13 protein-coding genes are annotated in these 16,148 nt (G+C 55.2%); 6 read left to right on the top strand and 7 right to left on the bottom strand.

Going from position 1 to position 16,148, the window contains the following annotated elements:
* The first annotated feature begins 363 nt into the window (after window positions 1–363).
* The 3 genes from GFU70_RS04795 (at window position 364) to GFU70_RS04785 (ending at window position 5,626) form a co-directional block, all read left to right on the top strand.
* A complete protein-coding gene (locus GFU70_RS04795) occupies window positions 364–2,163 on the top strand; it encodes an ATP-dependent nuclease (RefSeq protein ID WP_153387680.1) in 1,800 nt (599 codons plus the stop codon).
* Between the two features lie 8 nt (window positions 2,164–2,171).
* The gene (locus GFU70_RS04790) at window positions 2,172–3,890 is read left to right on the top strand and encodes a UvrD-helicase domain-containing protein (RefSeq protein ID WP_153387679.1); all 1,719 of its coding nucleotides are present in this window, start codon (window positions 2,172–2,174) and stop codon (window positions 3,888–3,890) included.
* Between the two features lie 1,103 nt (window positions 3,891–4,993).
* Window positions 4,994–5,626, top strand: a complete 633-nt coding sequence (locus GFU70_RS04785; protein WP_153387678.1) for a hypothetical protein — start codon at window positions 4,994–4,996, stop codon at window positions 5,624–5,626.
* Window positions 5,627–5,820: 194 nt separating this feature from the next.
* Here the strand turns inward: GFU70_RS04785 and GFU70_RS04780 are convergent, their stop codons facing one another.
* The 3 genes from GFU70_RS04780 to GFU70_RS04770 all read right to left on the bottom strand — a co-directional run bounded on the left by GFU70_RS04780 (window position 5,821) and on the right by GFU70_RS04770 (window position 7,190).
* Window positions 5,821–6,180 carry a DUF6124 family protein gene (locus GFU70_RS04780; protein WP_153387677.1) on the bottom strand — a complete coding sequence of 120 codons (360 nt, stop codon included), beginning with the start codon at window positions 6,178–6,180 and terminating at the stop codon, window positions 5,821–5,823.
* A 471-nt stretch (window positions 6,181–6,651) separates the two neighbouring features.
* The gene (locus GFU70_RS04775; RefSeq protein ID WP_153387676.1) at window positions 6,652–6,999 is read right to left on the bottom strand and encodes a low molecular weight protein tyrosine phosphatase family protein; all 348 of its coding nucleotides are present in this window, start codon (window positions 6,997–6,999) and stop codon (window positions 6,652–6,654) included.
* Entirely contained in the window at window positions 6,996–7,190 is a 195-nt protein-coding gene (locus tag GFU70_RS04770; RefSeq protein ID WP_153387675.1) for a hypothetical protein, read from the bottom strand. Before GFU70_RS04770 ends, GFU70_RS04775 begins: the two co-directional genes overlap by 4 nt.
* Before the next feature lie 335 nt (window positions 7,191–7,525).
* Between GFU70_RS04770 and GFU70_RS28655 the strand changes: the two genes are divergently transcribed.
* Window positions 7,526–8,437 carry a hypothetical protein gene (locus GFU70_RS28655; RefSeq protein WP_226921035.1) on the top strand — a complete coding sequence of 304 codons (912 nt, stop codon included), beginning with the start codon at window positions 7,526–7,528 and terminating at the stop codon, window positions 8,435–8,437.
* Between the two features lie 189 nt (window positions 8,438–8,626).
* Here the strand turns inward: GFU70_RS28655 and GFU70_RS04760 are convergent, their stop codons facing one another.
* The 3 genes from GFU70_RS04760 to GFU70_RS04750 all read right to left on the bottom strand — a co-directional run bounded on the left by GFU70_RS04760 (window position 8,627) and on the right by GFU70_RS04750 (window position 10,529).
* Window positions 8,627–8,986, bottom strand: coding sequence for a DUF6124 family protein (locus tag GFU70_RS04760; protein ID WP_153387674.1), 360 nt, complete (start codon window positions 8,984–8,986; stop codon window positions 8,627–8,629).
* A 383-nt stretch (window positions 8,987–9,369) separates the two neighbouring features.
* Window positions 9,370–9,975, bottom strand: a complete 606-nt coding sequence (locus GFU70_RS04755) for a hypothetical protein (protein ID WP_116643145.1) — start codon at window positions 9,973–9,975, stop codon at window positions 9,370–9,372.
* Window positions 9,976–10,043: 68 nt separating this feature from the next.
* Window positions 10,044–10,529: a DUF3592 domain-containing protein gene (locus tag GFU70_RS04750; protein WP_193034275.1), complete on the bottom strand. Its 486-nt coding sequence runs from the start codon at window positions 10,527–10,529 to the stop codon at window positions 10,044–10,046.
* A gap of 356 nt (window positions 10,530–10,885) precedes the next feature.
* On the opposite strand from GFU70_RS04750, the gene GFU70_RS04745 reads away from it, so the two are divergent.
* Complete coding sequence (locus GFU70_RS04745; RefSeq protein ID WP_153387673.1) at window positions 10,886–12,529, top strand: alkaline phosphatase D family protein; 1,644 nt, start codon at window positions 10,886–10,888, stop codon at window positions 12,527–12,529.
* 200 nt (window positions 12,530–12,729) lie between these two features.
* Window positions 12,730–13,815: a sensor domain-containing diguanylate cyclase gene (locus GFU70_RS04740; protein WP_116643147.1), complete on the top strand. Its 1,086-nt coding sequence runs from the start codon at window positions 12,730–12,732 to the stop codon at window positions 13,813–13,815.
* Here the strand turns inward: GFU70_RS04740 and GFU70_RS04735 are convergent.
* A complete protein-coding gene (locus GFU70_RS04735) occupies window positions 13,799–16,147 on the bottom strand; it encodes a TonB-dependent receptor (RefSeq protein WP_153387672.1) in 2,349 nt (782 codons plus the stop codon). The genes GFU70_RS04740 and GFU70_RS04735 overlap by 17 nt on opposite strands.
* Window position 16,148 lies beyond the last annotated feature (1 nt).

The following is a 16,148-nucleotide window of genomic DNA, read 5'->3' as shown; positions in this document are numbered from 1 at the left end:
CAAATTGGATTCGAGGTGTTAGCCAGCGGGGCGGGAAGCGGGCGGACTAATACGCCCAATCCATCATCGGAGTGATCGAACGTCCTTTTTCGGCCAAAAGCGGACATTCGACCTGATCCGCTCCCGGCCAACGACCGTTCAGCTCAGAAGCGGTCTTTCCAACAGATGCCGACGAAACGCCTTAACGGCGCCAGGCTCGCGGATCAGAGGGCGGTACTGTATGACTGCTCGGAGAGATGTTGCTCATGCCTGCAGTGAGAGTTATCGGCACGTTTCAGTACCCCTTCGAAATTAACAGCATGTGCTTGCTTAGACGCTATCCTTGGGGTGGGATCGAAATCAGCGCAAGGGAAGAGGGATGACATGCGTGTTGCAAGCTTGAAAGTAAAAAATTTTCGAGGGATTAGAACTGCAGAGATTCTTCTTCCTGATCACGCGGTGATCGTCGGCGACAACAACATAGGGAAGTCCACTCTTCTCGAAGCTATCGACCTTGTTCTGGGGCCGGAGCGCTTGTCACGTCGCCCGGTTATTGATGAACACGATTTCTACGCTAGCGAATACATTGGCCCAGAAGGGCAGCCTGTCCCTATTAGCATTGAGCTCGTGATTACTGGGTTGAATGCCGACCAGGAAATGCGCTTCAGAGACCATCTTGAATGGTGGGATAACGAGCACTCTGCGGTTCTCGAGGGACCTCCCGCTCAGGGGACAGATGCCGAAGGTGTCCAGTCCTGCCTACGCGTTGGTTTCACCGGTGGATATGATGCCGAGGAAGATGATTTCATCGGCTCAACTTACTTCGCGTCTCCCGCAAAGCAAGACGGCACATTTGATGCCTTTCGCAACACCGACAAGCGGGAGTGTGGGTTCCTTTACCTTCGGACCGTGCGGACCGGAAGTCGAGCTTTAAGCCTAGAGCGGGGCTCGTTGCTCGACATCATTCTGAGGCTGCAGCAGGAAAAAAACTTCAAGATTTGGGAGGACTTGCTTGTCGAGCTTCGTGACCTTGAGGTTGCCGAAAAGCCGGAGCTAGGGATCAGCAACATCCTTTCAAGTGTGCAGGCCTCTGTCAGGAACTACATGCCGTCAGATGGCGGTGCTGATCCCCACATGCGGGTATCTGACCTCACGAGAGAGTCCCTCCGTCGAACACTCACAGTGTTCATGGCCACCGGTGCTCAACGTAGCGACGGCAGCGAACATGCCGCCCCGTTCCAACATCAGGGCACCGGAACGATAAACATGATGGTTTTGGCGCTGTTATCACTTATCGCAGAGCTGAAGCAGAACGTCATCTTTGCGATGGAGGAGCCAGAAATTGCCATCCCTCCCCATATCCAAAAACGCATCATCAATGGCGTCCGGGGTAAGTCAGCTCAAGCCCTGTTCACGTCGCACTCTCCGTACGTTCTTGAAGAGTTCAGCCCACAGCAGATCGTCGTAGTTAGTCGGGAGGAAGGGCATCTGCAGGCACGCGCGGCCGGGATGCCACCTGGCATCAAAGCCAAGCTCTATAGGCAAGATATCCGACAGCGGGTCTGTGAAGCGTTGCTCGCACGGCGTGTGCTTCTTGCAGAGGGACGCACTGAATACGATGCCTGGCCCGCAGTGGCTCGCATGCTCCACAAGGAAGATCCTGACCGATTCATGCCTTTAGAGGCTTTAGGGATCCCCATCCTGGATGCCGGTAGCGACTCCCAGATAGCTGCTATGGGGGCTTACTACCGTGGCTTAGGGAAAACGGTGTACGCAGTCTTCGATCAACAAGAGCCGGCACAGCGGCAGGCTATTACCGAGTCGGTTGACTTCCCTTACGAGGCTCCCGAAACAGGGTTTGAGAATGTCGTTCTCAACGGAACCGATGTGGCTGTTCTTCGCAAGTATGCTGCCGATCTGGTCGCCAGTGAATCTTGGCCACCAGATCTCAGAGAAAGGGTACCAACAAATCAAACCACCGTTGACGAGCTAAAGGCGGTATTGAGCGTGCTGCTGAAACGTTGGAAAGGTGATGGAGCCGCTGCAGCGTTACTTTGCACTGCCACCAATCAAGGCCAGTTGCCTTTGTTCATTGTAGATACGTTGGCCAGAATCTGTGCGTCGGTCATTCCTCCAAAGCCAGCTGCCCCAGATCTCCTGGACGATGTTCTTGATTTGATCTAGGAGCGGCAATGTTAGAGCTAGACGACACTCGTAACACGGTTATCTGCTGTCCAAGACACATGCTTGTCCTTGGAGGACCTGGGTCAGGAAAAACCACCGTAGCCCTACTAAAAGCGGAAGTGCTGATCGGCGAGCAGCAATTGAAAACCGGCCAGCGGGTGCTTTTTCTCAGCTTCGCCAGGGCAACTGTCGCGAGGGTAGCCGAACATGCGGGAAAGCTTTTGCCGGCGTTAGAGCGCGGCAAGCTTGAGGTCAATACCTACCATGGTTTCACCTGGGGGCTACTGCGCAGCCACGGGTATCTGTTGCGTGCAGGTAGCCCGATAACTCTTCTACCCCCGCCAGAAGCGGCATCTCGGTTGTCCAGCCTTCCCGAGGATCAGCGAGAGGCCGAAAAGCAACGGCTGCTGGCAGAGGATGGGTTGCTTCATTTCGACCTTTTCGCGAGCAACGCAGCCCTGCTGCTTGAGAGCAGTAAAGCGCTGCAGCGCATCTACGGATCAAGCTATCCCCTGATCATCTTGGATGAGTTCCAAGACACTAACGAAGATGAGTGGCGGTTCATACGTGCGCTTACGCCACACAGCCAAGTCATGGCGCTAGCTGATCCTGAGCAACGTATTTATGAGTTCCGCGGAGCGAATGCGGCCCGGATCCAGGAATACCAAGATGCTTTCAATCCGGACGCTTTCAACTTTGGATTAGAGAACCACCGAAGCAACGGAACGGACATCGTGCAGTTCGGAAACGACTTAATGAATGGGGTGAATAAGGGCAAGGCCTACAATAATGTCGCGGTGCAAACGTATACACCCCGCAAAGGCCAGCTGCACCTGGACTTCAAGAGGGTGGTGCTCGGCATCATACGCCGCTTGTTGAAGGGCGGTAGAAATTGGTCCTTGACCATCTTGGTACCGAGCAAAGACTTCATGGCAGAGGTATCCGCTTACCTCTCCAGCGACGCTGATGAGCTACCACGCATTCCCCATGACGTGGCGTTCGACCAAGAAGCTGCTGCCCTGGCCGCTGTGACCATTGCGGCCCTCCTAGAGGGGGGGCCACACGCCGAATCGATCACATTGAAACTACTTGGGAATCTGTGTGCCCACGTTCGCGGCCGGCGAGGTGAAAAAAAACCAAGCAAGCCAAACTTAGATCTTGTCGACGCGATAGACGGTGTGGCTGCAGGGCAGGAGCTGAAGAAAATTGCCCATAAAAGGGTGTTGGCGGCTGCGCAGGAAATCTCGCAGCAGCGTATGCAGCTAGAACTGTCAGGCGATCCTGCTGCCGACTGGATCGCCGTGCGCAAGCTCTTGGATGCCAGCGCCTGCGCTGAAATCAAACAGATCGCAGCTGATGGTCGCTTTGTTCGATTACTCGGTAAAGGAACTCTGCTGCGTGGCCGTCTAGGGGAAGTTTGGAGGAGCACGCAGAGCTATACTGGTGCCGAGAGCTTCGTTCGAGATGCACTCCTGCAGGAGCATTTCCAAGCTGCGACAAAGGAGTGGAAAGGTATCCACCTGATGACTATGCATAAGTCGAAAGGCAAGGAGTTCACCGAAGTCCTTCTTTACGAAGGGCTGATGAAAGGCCGATACCTGACTGACAACCCCTCCGCTGAGCGCGAAAGGCAAGCCCGCTTGACTATGAGAGTAGCCGTAACTCGAGCGATGCAGCGAGCAACAATTCTGACTCCAAAGGGGCGGCGAAGAAGCCATTTGCTCTAAGTGATGCGTCGATTGCCATGACCTGTAATTACTGGTTTAAGCCAGATCATTTAAAAGAGATGTAGGCCTAGTCAGCCACAGTAAGGCATAGCTGGCCATCAGAGCCGAGGAGGCGACGATAAGTAGGTAGTGGAGAAAGCGCATTCCTGCCCAGAGACCCTACTGGCGTCGAGGAGGATTACGTTCCCTGGTTTCGTTAGCATCTTTGAGTGTCCGCTTTTGGCCGGTAGCGGCCTATCACACCAGCGGGCTAATCGCTGAAAGCTTGCTGACGCCTAGCAGAGTGCTCAACCTAACTACCAATCGTTGCTGATAGGCAGGCGAGAGTTTGACGAGCTTCTTTGGGTCTACGTCAGAGCTCTGAAGCGTTACACGAATTGGCTTAGTAACACTCTTAAAAATTCATGTTAAAACACAGTGTTACGCCGACAATCTCCAACAAATACAAATAGTTATCGAAAGCCGTTACACCTGTAACGTTCGTAACACTGCTTTTCAGAGGGATGCGTATTCCCCCGCTCCCCGGAAGCATCAATGCCATCAGCGAACGTCAGGAGCAGTTCCAAAATTTTGCTGGGGACCCTGAGGTTTCTTTAAGACACGGGGTCGGAAACCCGCGTGATCGTGTTAGCGAAAAGTGCACAGCTTAGTGAACAGGTGAACCTGGTGAACTGGTGGTTCACCTGTGCATTTGCCCTATCGCTTGGTAGCTCGCCGGGGACCCTGGGCATTTCGAATGGGTACGGGGCAAAGAACCCGCAGCATTTTGTTAGCGACTGAGTTTTCTACGTCGGTTGACAGGTTGACGTGGTTGACACCATCCCCAAGGTTGACCGGGTTAAACCGTTCGCTATCAACAACACAATGACTCACCTTTACCGTTGCGGTAACGATCCCCTTTTTTCGTCAGGATCCTTTCAATTTCAACGTTGAAATTTCAGTAAGCTGCAATCTCTGTCCCTACCAAGATCCCGCGGGTTTCCGACCCCGTGAAGAGGCGTAATCTCCAGGGGCCCCGGCAGTCAAAACCGCTGTAGCGAACGAAAGGCGTATTGCTATCATTACCGGCACTCCAAATCATCCTATTACCTAGGCATAAATTGATGACTACTGCCGGACTAGCATTAATAGTGAGCGGCCTCGCGCTTCTGACATCGCTCGTATCACTGTGGCTGAACAGCCTGAAGCCTTTCGAACTGAAGCTATCTCACGACACACCAACTTTTCGTCTGTACAAGATCACCCCCCAGATCTCTGGGGATAAAGAAAGGAAAAGCTGGTGGATTCCTAGCTTCGACATCGGGCTGTCGTTTTACAATCTTGGCAAAAAGCCAGGAGAGGTCCTCGACATACGGATCATAGGTGACTTGGCCAGCCATAGGACCCATCGAAAATTTGTCTTCTATCCAAAATGGATAGTCGACTACGCAGAATTTAATCAAAGCCGTGGCGAACGATTCGAATGGCTCAAAACCGCAATTCTTCGAGAGTGGTATCCATCGACACTGGGCGCTAACGATCAGAAGGATTTGCACGCAGTTCTAGAAAGTGATCGGTGGGATCATAAGGAAAGCGGCGAGATGACGTTGACGCTCCAAATCGTCTCCTCATCTGATATGCAATGGCAGACATGCGCGGAGTACAAGCTGCTGATCACCGAGGACATGTTTGACGGCAGGTCAAGCTACACACCGTATGATGAAAAAATAGAGCGGCTGAGAAAAGTCGACCACTAGACCGAAAGAAATACAGGTGAGAGGCTTAGTCATCATTTGACGCAGCCGCACTCGGCTTGTATCCCAGTTTGTATCCCTAACTATCAAAATGCGCCGCAGGCCTTATGTTTTATCACCCGAGCGAGTCTCCCTCGGAAAAAAAGGTCTTGCTAGCAAGACCTTTTTTGATCCGGGCGGCACGTAGTGCGGCAGCCCTATCTCACCTCAACAATATCTAGCGCCCGATTCGCCAACAGCTCACTCACCTCAATCACCTGCAAAATCCCCATCGCAACACGCCGCCGCGACCCATCCAGGTCAAACGCCAGATCACTGATCATCGCGTTCGCCGAAGCCAGATTCTCACTGAGGTTCGCAAGCAAACACTCAGAATCCACACTCGGATCAATCCGAAAAATGGAGTCGGTCTTGTCAGACGTTTCGCTCTTAGGCTTGGGTTTCAGGTAAAAATCCAACGCTCGCGTGGCAGCGTCATCGATTTTCTTGTTGCGGGCAGACTGAGCACGGGAGACGTGTTCGTTCGTATCGGGAGGATTCGGAGTATCTTTTGCCATTATCTTGCTTCCTTGTAGTTGGAGCCATCACCCGCTCGCGACTAAACGATGGGAGGCAGCTGTACGCAGGTTAGTCGACCGGGGAAACAAGAAACCGGCGCGTCCGAGGACGCCCTGCGCACAGCCACCATCGAGTGCAGGATGGGAATCCCGACTGGATGACGCCTTGCACAACCTGTTTCACCCTGGGCGACTAAACCCGATCACTGATGAGCAGTGACAGGTCCCAAACTACCGACGCAGCCCAAGGCGGACAAGCCGGCGGATTCTGGCGTAGTTGTAGGCAAAGGCGCAAGGCGATGTGGGCTGGCGAGCTCTGACTGTCCGGCGTCTGTAGGCCCACGCCGACGCTGTTTCTCTTCGACAGATAGGTCAGCACGGGAAAGGGGTCGGTCAGAGGGAATAGATAAATCTGTCCTCGTTGACTCAAACATCAGGACCACGAAAAAACACCAGTATCCTTGGAGGAAGCTATCTATCTATGCCACCAACCAAGGTTGCTAGGTAAGACATCACGCTGTCTACGAGCAGGTCCACCAGTTCAGGATCCATGTAACGGTAATCATCGGGAATATCCAGAACATGAAGCCGCTTGTGCTCAAGCAGCCGAGCGTACTCTGCCCGTAGACGCTGCTCGTGCTTGCGCTCCATCACAAAGATGACATCGGCCCAACGGATATCCGCTGGGCCGATAGGCTTGCGTGCGTTCGGGCTAGTGCCCGCCGAACGAGCGCCGAAACCAGGACGACGGCGCCAGATCGCTTCCGCCGTAGGGCTACGCCATTGGTTGCGGCTGCAGACGAACAGGAGGTTAGTCACTCTTGATCCAACAGTTGGCGAGTGGTGCGGATGGGATAGCTCATGCCGAGTTGGCGTGCCCTGTGCAGTTTGTCGGCACGGGTATATATCAGCTTCCAGTTCTTTTCTGGCCTGACGTCCTGCGGGCGAACCGCTTCGTGCCAACCATGTTTACGGGACTGTGCGCGTCTCCAGCTACGGGTTCTTTCCATGGTCATTTCCTCGTGAGTACCGGGTTCAGCAGCCGCGGTAATACGAGATGGGAGGTATGGTAAGCATTAATCGGTGAGGTGGCTAGACGCTGTAGTAGCCGCCGCACGTAACGATCAGATTAAGTTCTCGACTATCCCTTCTTGGCCTACCAACGAAATCACTGCTCGCTCCGTGCGCCTGAGCCTCCCCGAACTCTGCGTAAACGTGGTCTGTCCCCTGCCCTTTAAGAGCCCGCGGGTTTACGACCCCGTGCCTAGAGATTTCCCCCGGGGCCCCAGGCATTTTCTGCCCGTCCAACCAGGTGGTACGCTAAAGCCCAACTAAAGGAGTGGCTATGGAATCGGCACGCGACAAAAAAACCATGGAGATCGTTGAAGCAGAGGATCTTTGGCTATTGCCGGAGGTGGATACCTACGGGTACATCTGTAGAGGCTGCAAGCTTGATGTGTTCCCTGCCTCATACCAGAAATCTAATTTGCAGCGTCCTCACTTTCGCAGCGCTCGCGGCAAAGACCATTTTGAAGATTGTGATATCGAGGGGGAAAAAAAAACGGTATCAAGAGGGAAGAAAGGCAGCGTCCGAAATGAGTTGGAAACAAGCGCAGCATTATCCCCAGCGAGGCTAACCCTTCGTAACGAAAGGTCCGTGGTAGACACTGATCTCCCTCCTTCCGCAACCCAAACGACTAGCGTCAACAAAGGCCGATCCGCCGATGGAGGCGAAGCAAAGCCTAAAGGGCGACGCTCAGCCAATAGCATTCGCCCGATTTGCAGAGCGTTTATCGACTTTCCATATGATCGGGATATGTCGCTTGAAGTGCCCGGCATCGACGACACGACGTACCAATACGCCTTCAAAAAGCTACGCGGTGAAGGGGTAGAAATTTTTCCCCGATCAAAAATTTTCTACGCGGAGCTTCATTGGAGCAAACCCGAAGAAGAGGGCGACTTTCTTTTTATCAACCTGTCCGCAGGTGAGTGGGTTAAAGATCCCCCAAAACTAGTCCGCCCCTACAAGATCCGCGTCTGTAGGGAAGGATGGTCAAAGGCAAAACGCACCGTCGTGCGAAATGAAATTGACGTTCTCCGTGAGGAAGGTATTGAGGCGAAGAAGAAAAATAGCAAAGAACGCCCATGGGTATTCTTCATTGGCGAGCAGGACGAAAATGACCCAACGATCTTTAATGTGACTGATCACCGTTTGATTTGCGGCCTGCTGGGAACGATCACTTATCCTAAGCGCTGAAGAATAGTAGGCTGAATCATCAGCTGGGGTAGCCAGTAAAAAAGGACGTGTATCCCAGCTGTATCCCTGGACAAATATTCCTCTACAAGACACGAATTATATAGAGCGCACGAAGCTCCCTCAGGCACAAAAAAAGGTCTTGCCAAGCAAGACCTTTTTCTAACTCAGGCGACAGGTAGCAATGCAGCCCTACCTCACCTCAACAATATCCAACGCCCGATTCGCCAACAGCTCACTCACCTCAATCACCTGCAAGATTCCCAACGCAACACGCCGTCGCGAGCCATCAAGGTCGAACGCCAAATCATTGATCATGGCATTCGCCGAAGCCAGGTTTTCACTGAGATTCGCAAGCAAACACTCAGAATCGACCCCAGGATCAATCCGAAAAATGGAGTCGGTCTTGTCAGACGCTTCGCCCTTAGGCTTGGGTTTCAGGTAGTAATCCAACGCGCGAGTGGCAGCGTCGTCGAGCTTCTTGTTGCGGGCAGACTGGGCACGAGATGTGGGTTCGTCTGTAACTGGAGGATTCGGTGTAATTTTGACCATAGCCTTAGCTCTCTTTGGTTGAGGCTACTTCCCGCTCGCGACTAAACGATTGGGAGGCAGCTGTACGCAGGTTAGTCGACCGACGAGCTAAGGAATCGGCGCGCCCGGAGGCGCCCTGCGCACAGCCACCATCGAGCGCAGGGATGGGAATTCCTGACTGATGGACGCTTGAGCGACTTAGCAACGACGGGCGACTAAACCCGATCACTGATGAGCAGTGACAGGTCCCAAACTACCGACGCAACCCCAGGCGAACAAGCCGGCGGATTCTGGCGTAGTTGTAGGCAAAGGCGCAAGGCGACGTAGCTTACGAGCGGAGGTCGCTCGTTGCCTGACAGACCCGGCTTACGTTACCCATTTCAGCCGGATACCCGGGCTTCAAATCAAGGCTTACCAGACGGCCCTGCTACCTGACGATCCGCAGTCACGATAAAGGGCCTGCCCTCAAGATCCATTTGCTCCAGGACCATCCTGTTCTTATCCACCTCCTTGATGCGCGCCTGCCCCGATCCCCCTTCGGGGTAGATATCACTGAGGTTGGGCATGCTGGGGCCGATAAATTGCGCCACTGTCAAAGGCGAAATATCTTTGCCGTCAACCGAGTAGGTCTTGGGTAACGTCTTCATCTGCTGCAGCGTGAACGACAGGTTTTCGCTGTCTGCGCTCCAGGTGCCCGCGCCATTGGCGCTGTATTCGAGCCTGAACGGCTTCGAAGGCTCTGTCCCAACCAGCGCGACGACGCCGCTGACGTTGTAATGATTGTTGGCGAAGTATTCGATGGTGCCCTTGAACTCGAACTTCATGCCGTCGCCGTTGGGATAGCTGAACGCTTCGGTCCAACGACCAATGAAGTGGCTTTTGTAGTAGTCGGCCCTCATTTCGGCCAACCAGGATGAAATGCTGGGGAACCCGGCCAACAAGCCAACAATCGCCACGATCGCGGCCCAGCTTTTTAACGAGTACTGCTTGAGTGTCGAGGCAGCGGTCATCCATAACTCCTTATCCATGAGGAGGCGCGCAGCACTCCGGTTTGCCTGAGCGATTGTTGCCAGACCGCTCAATAGAAGCGGTCTTCTTCTTTCATGCGGTAAATGCGACCGAACGTCATGAAGGAAATCCCGAGGAACACCAATGTCAGCAATACCCCGCCAGCCATGACGAAGAAGCTGGCGCGATAAGAGTGTAGCTCGGTGGCGATGCTGCTGATTTGGGGAAACCAACGTGAATACAGCAGGGGAACGTCACCCCCTACCTTGTACTGATCATGTTCGTTATAGCGTTGGTCCACGTATTCGTCTTCATGGACTTGCTGATCACCGTCGGTATATCGGTAACGAATGATGATGCCGTTTTCATTCATCGGGATGCTTTCCAGTTGCGTCACGGTGCCGTTTACCTCGACAGCGCTCCACCGAATGGCCCCATAAATGAACCCTGAGTGTTTTGCCAGGGAGGCTAGAAATAGCAGTACACAGCAAGCAACGGTAAGCAGGACGATTCGGTTATACAGGTGGTCTTTTTCAGCTTCGCGTGGGTAAAACATGCTCCGGTCCTTCGAATGGGATTGCTGCGCAACCTATCGGCGAGCGACCGGGCAACTTGAGTTTTTATTGAGGCCACGGCCCGTTCGTTGCTGTCGGCCTGTCGATAAGCAGGGTTCAACGGATTGTTATCCTGCCAAGTGTTTCATTTACTTAACAGCCCACCGTCAGCACTTTCAATTATCGCCAAAAACAGGCGAGTCGATTCGACAAGCGAAGCGGTACGGCTATATTCACCATGCCTCCATCCTGATTGGATTTGAATCCTTCGCTGTAGATCCTGCCGGAGGGACGTAAGCATCCGAACCGGACTCATCTCCTGTTCTGAGATAACTATGCTCGGACAAAGGAATTCCCCATGGCCTTAGTCGACCCTAGAAATAATGAGTACGACGTTTCCAAACTACAAAGTGCAAGCATTATCGGACACGTCACCACCCAGTCTGCACGCATTTGGATTCGCGTCTATACACCAGGAAACTGGAGCCTGGTTTGGTCAAAGAAAGCAATCGAAGGAGATTTGGTAAAGCTGGATGGCAAACCGCTGGCCGAGTTTTTGAAACCGTATAACTGTGCTCATGACTCATATGCATTCAGTTGGGAAGATGATCTGACCCATACCTTCGACCTTCAGGGCCTGGATCAAGACACGACTTATTTCTACTATTTAATGACCGACGAGACAGACGGTACGGACACATTCCGCAGGACCGAAATCGGTTGTCATAAGTCACTTGCCTTCAGGACCATGGCAGACGAGATGCTTGATTTCAGCTTTGGATTCTATAGTTGCCATGATCCGTTCAACGCAAATGGAAGTTATGGCGCCTGGCCTCTTTTTCTGGAAAAAATGGATGTTTCAAACGCCAGATTCGCTATAGGGGGTGGCGATCAGGTGTATGTTGATTGCCAGGAAAGCAAGCACTTTCCTGACATCTGGGAGTGGTTGAAAGACAACAAGGACGACTTGATCGCAGAGTGTTCTACAAAAGGTAAGCTTGACCTTAAAAAGCTCGACGCGTACCTGCTCAATCTGTATCGCTGGTACTATCGAGTGTATTGGAAATTTCCACACCTCCAGGAAGCGTTCTCCAAATACCCGCAATACATGATGTGGGATGATCATGAAATCATGGATGGTTGGGGTTCTCGTACCGACGAAGAGCGAATCGCAATAATTTCCAGGTATTTCGAACGCGATGACAAGGTAATAGATAGAAAATTGGTTAATTCAATGTGGATGGCTGCGCGGACGGCTTACTTTGAATATGCGCACAGCCACAATCCCGAGACTGGCGTTTCCAAAGGCTCCTTGAAAAAACCAGAGACCTGTATCTGGGATTACGGTTTTGAAAAAGGCGGCATTCCATTTTATATGCTTGACATGCGTGGACATCACGACGTCGAAACCCCGGAAAAGAAGAACTTTCTTCTCGGTACAAAACAAATCGAACGATTCCAAGAATGGTTGAAAAGTAGCGTGAACTCATCCTCTCCCTTGTTATTTGTGGTTAGCCCGGTGCCATTCGTTCACTGGAAATCGGTGCTCTTGACGGCTGGATCCTGGCTTGACTCCGCCAAAGATGATTGCATGGATGAGTGGGACCATAGCAGCAACCATGCAGAGCGAAATATCCTGCTGGATTCCATCTTTCCAGCGCTGGACAAAAGCGGCAAGACATTGGTGTTCATCAGTGGCGACGTTCACTGTGCCGCTGCGTTTCGACTGAGTCATGATAAATATCGTAAAGCCAGTATTTATCAGGTGACCTCCAGCGCTATTTCCCGAATGCCCGCCGGGCAGTTCGCCGGAACCGGGATCGCAAATTCTGGAAAGATCAACGGTCATGATTCCATCTATTTCGAGCACCTTTTCAGTCACTCGGAAGATAAGAACTTTGCAATATTCCACGTAGCGGGTGGAGCCTCGGCATCTGTCGATCTCTGTTGGCCTGGTGGCTCACAAGGCGAAGCCGTGGTGAAAACCCTACGACTTCGCTGACTCCCGCTTGACGCAAGGCCTTGATAAAACCTGCGCACTGTAAGTCGCTATGGTGCGCAGTAACGTCCCGAAAATCTTTCCGATCCATCCCTTCCCGCAAAGCCCCCATCCGCTCCAGCAAACGCCCCCACCCATTCCCACCTCGATAATGCCTTCTCCACTCACCCCCTACCGCTGCAACCGAGCACCGTGTACCCCCCATGAACCTACGCACCTTCATCCGGAGCTACTGCCTCAACTCCAGGCTCGCCACGAATGCCCTGACCCGCCTGCACAAGGCGCTGTCATCCCTGGCCGGCTATCTGGCGCAGCAAGGCTTCGACTCCGAAACATGGCCGGCCACCCGTGACGAAGCCACGCTGGACCGTCGCCTTAACACCGTCTGCCCAGAGCTGGCCGCCACTGTGTTCAGCCACGCCCGCGAAGGCGTCATCCTTGTCGACCCATTCGGCCGGGTCATCGCCGTGAACGAAGCCTTCACACGCCTCACCGGTTACGGGCAGGAAGAGATAAAAGGCCGCGAGCTGAACTCCCATCGCATGGTCCGCCGCCTCACCGCTTTTTACGCGCCGATGAAAAACGCATTGGATTTCCACGGGCATTGGTCCGGTGAGATTCAAAGCAACCACAAGGATGGCCGAGAGATGACGTCGCGGATCAGCATCAGCGCCGTGCATGACCGTCACGGCAATGTTCAGCACTATGTGGCGCTGTTCAGCGACATGACGCAGATGAAGCAGCGTCTGCAGTTGCTGGAGCGCGATGCCCGGTATGACGCGCTCACGCAGTTGCCCAATCGGTTGTTGTTGGCTGAGCGGATGCGTCAGGCGTTGGGCAAGGCGCGTATTTATCAGCAGAAGGTGGCGATTGCGTTTATTGACCTGGATGGGTTCAAGGCGCTGAACGACAGTTATGGGCATGACTGGGGGGACCGGGTGTTGCAGATTGTCGCGGCGCGGATCAATGCGACGTTGCGTGAGGGCGATACCTTGGCGCGGTTGGGTGGCGATGAGTTTGTCGCGGGGCTGGTGGGGTTGCAGGCGGTGGAGGACTGCGAGCCGTTGCTCAAGCGGATGCTGGCGGCGGCGAATGCGCCGATTTTGATTGGCGCGCAGACGGTGGAGATCGCGGCGAGTATCGGGGTGGCGTTTTACCCTGAGCATGGGCATGAGATCGATGGGCTGATCAGTAAGGCGGATCAGGCCATGTACCTGTCGAAGAAGGCCGGCGGTAATCGTCTGGCGTTTTGTCCGACGCGGTTTATTTCGGTCAATAGCGAAGCCTGACGGTGGTGCCGAGGGTGCGTTCGCTGCCGGTCATGACGCCGTAGTCGCCGGCGCCGAGCAGTGAATAGACGGCGGTGATGTAATTGCGGTCGAAGAGGTTGCGCACCCAACCTTCGACTTCCCAGGCGCGGTCCTGGCTGCGCAGGCCCAGGCGCAGGTTGGTGAGGCCGTAGCTGGGTTGATCGCTGCCTTCGCCGCCTTCGAGGGTGCCGGAGTAGCCGGTGCGAAAGCTGTAGTCGATGCCGCTGAAGGCTTCCAATCCGTAGGGCAGCGGATGGGTGTGGTCGAGGCCGCTGCTGAGGTTCCATTCCGGTGCGTTGTAGAGGCGCTCGCCGCTGAGGTCGCAGGTCCATTGGCCCGAGGCCGGTGGGCACGGGGCGTTGGGGAAGCTGCGGTAGCGGGCATCGCTCCAGGCCAGGCCGAGGCGGCCGGTGAGTCGTGGGGTGAGTTGCCAGGCAGAGTCGAGTTCGATGCCGCGCAGGCGGACTTTGCCGACGTTGATCAGGTTGTCCCGCAGCGGTGGCGCGAACACCGACGTTGGCGGGCTGTAGGTGAGCGCTTGGTAGTTGTCGACGTCGGTCTGGTAGACGGCGAGGTCGAGCAAGGCGCGCTCATCCCAAAAGCGCGTCTTCACGCCCAGTTCCAGGGATGTGGCCCGCTCCGGCTCGAAGGTCGGCGCGGTGAACGGGCCGACCACGTCGAAGTTGATGCCACCGGCCTTGTAGCCCCGCGACCAGCTGACGTAGCCCATCACCGCCTCGCTGAAACGGTAGCTGGCGCTGAGGAGGCTGGAGACGTTGTCTTCTTCAATCGAATCTTCGCGGTAATAAGCACCGCCAAGGGCGATGTCGCGCAGCAATTGCCCACCGGCCTGGAACACCGGGGGCAAACCGGTCAGCGGGGCGAGGTTGCTGACGTTGCGGGAGATCCAGCCGTCCTTGCGCTCCTGGCTGTAGCGCAGGCCGCCGGTGAGTTCCAGCGGGTCAATCGGGCGCCAGGAGAGCTGGCCGAAAATCGCTCGGCTGTCGCCCTTCTGCTTGCCGTCATAACGTTGTTGAGCGCCGTCCAGCAGCATGGCCGGCACCTGGCTCGGATCGGTGATGTTGATGCCCAGGTTCTTCAGTTGCTCCAGTTGATCGCCGACGAACCAGGGCGCGGCGTCCTTGCCGAATTCGACGTCGATCTGACGGTCGAGCTGCTGGCGCAGGTAGTAGAGGCCGGCGACATAGTCGACAGACGAACCGGCCGTGCCGGACAGGCGCCATTCCTGGCTGAACTGTCGATGGCCCAGTTCGGTTTCGGACTGGGCCACCGACAGCGCGGTGCTGTCGCCATCGCGGGTGGCGCGGTAGTCCCAGTCGCGGTAGGCAGTGATGCTGGTCAAGCGCATCGCCTCGTCGAGGTCCCAGTTCAATTCCAGTGAGACGCCGTTCTGCAGGGTTTGCGGATGTCCCGGTGCGTCGATGCGGGACTCGCGTTTGTAGGGGTCGGCCTCGGTCAACGGATAGCCGAGGAACTTGGCGCGCTTGCGGGTCTGGGTGCTGTAGTGATTGACCAGCAGGACGTTGCCGGCTTCGTTTTGCTCGGCGTAGTCGGCGATCAGGCGAGCGCTGAAGTCAGCGTTCGGCGTCCACAGCAATTGGCCGCGCAGGCCTTGGCTGTCGGCGTCGCCGAGGCGGCTGCCGTCTTGCAGGTTTTCCACGGCGCCATCGGTGGCGCTGTCGTAGACGTTGAGTCGCCCGGCGAGCACGTCGTCCTGCAGCGGCCCGGAAATCGTCCCGCGAAACTCACGCAAGCCGCGCTCGCCGTAGCTGGCTTCGAGGTTGGCTTCGGGCTGGAAGGTCGGCTGGCGAGTGATGATGTTCAGCGCGCCGGCAGTGGTGTTTTTGCCAAACAAGGTGCCTTGCGGCCCGCGCAGCACTTCGATGCGCTCGATGTCCATCAACTCGGTGAAGGCCATGCCCTGGCGCGCCTGGTAAACGCCATCGACGTAGGTGCCGACGCTGCCTTCCAGGCCATCGTTGTAGGCAGTCGCGCCGAAGCCGCGCAGGCCGAAGCCGGCGTAACGGGCGTCGTGGCCGGACACTATCAGGCCGGGCACGCGTTGTTGGATGTCTTGCAGCCGATGCAGGCCGGCTTCGTCCAGTTGATCGCCGTAGAGGACGTTGATCGGGATCGGCACGTTTTGCGGGTCTTCCTCGCGGCGGCGAGCGGTGACGGTGGTTTCGTCGAGCGTGAGGGCTCCGGGCGTCGCCTGTTCGGCCTGGACCGACGCCCAGGGCAACGTCGAAAGGCTGGCGAGCAAGAGCAGCCTGTAACCCAAACCCGGCACG

Source organism: Pseudomonas brassicacearum (genome assembly GCF_009601685.2).
GTDB lineage: Bacteria > Pseudomonadota > Gammaproteobacteria > Pseudomonadales > Pseudomonadaceae > Aquipseudomonas > Aquipseudomonas kilonensis_B.
This window is presented reverse-complemented; position numbering and strand designations above follow the sequence as displayed.

What these genes read in the sequence shown, in the direction of transcription:
- GFU70_RS04795 (WP_153387680.1), top strand. Translation starts at nt 364, where the DNA reads ATGCGTGTTGCAAGCTTGAAAGTAAAAAATTTTCGAGGGATTAGAACT.
- GFU70_RS04740 (WP_116643147.1), top strand. Translation starts at nt 12,730, where the DNA reads ATGAACCTACGCACCTTCATCCGGAGCTACTGCCTCAACTCCAGGCTC.
- GFU70_RS04755 (WP_116643145.1), bottom strand. Translation starts at nt 9,975, where the DNA reads ATGACCGCTGCCTCGACACTCAAGCAGTACTCGTTAAAAAGCTGGGCC.
- GFU70_RS04790 (WP_153387679.1), top strand. Translation starts at nt 2,172, where the DNA reads ATGTTAGAGCTAGACGACACTCGTAACACGGTTATCTGCTGTCCAAGA.
- GFU70_RS04750 (WP_193034275.1), bottom strand. Translation starts at nt 10,529, where the DNA reads ATGTTTTACCCACGCGAAGCTGAAAAAGACCACCTGTATAACCGAATC.
- GFU70_RS04760 (WP_153387674.1), bottom strand. Translation starts at nt 8,986, where the DNA reads ATGGTCAAAATTACACCGAATCCTCCAGTTACAGACGAACCCACATCT.
- GFU70_RS04780 (WP_153387677.1), bottom strand. Translation starts at nt 6,180, where the DNA reads ATGGCAAAAGATACTCCGAATCCTCCCGATACGAACGAACACGTCTCC.
- GFU70_RS28655 (WP_226921035.1), top strand. Translation starts at nt 7,526, where the DNA reads ATGGAATCGGCACGCGACAAAAAAACCATGGAGATCGTTGAAGCAGAG.
- GFU70_RS04745 (WP_153387673.1), top strand. Translation starts at nt 10,886, where the DNA reads ATGGCCTTAGTCGACCCTAGAAATAATGAGTACGACGTTTCCAAACTA.
- GFU70_RS04785 (WP_153387678.1), top strand. Translation starts at nt 4,994, where the DNA reads ATGACTACTGCCGGACTAGCATTAATAGTGAGCGGCCTCGCGCTTCTG.
- GFU70_RS04770 (WP_153387675.1), bottom strand. Translation starts at nt 7,190, where the DNA reads ATGGAAAGAACCCGTAGCTGGAGACGCGCACAGTCCCGTAAACATGGT.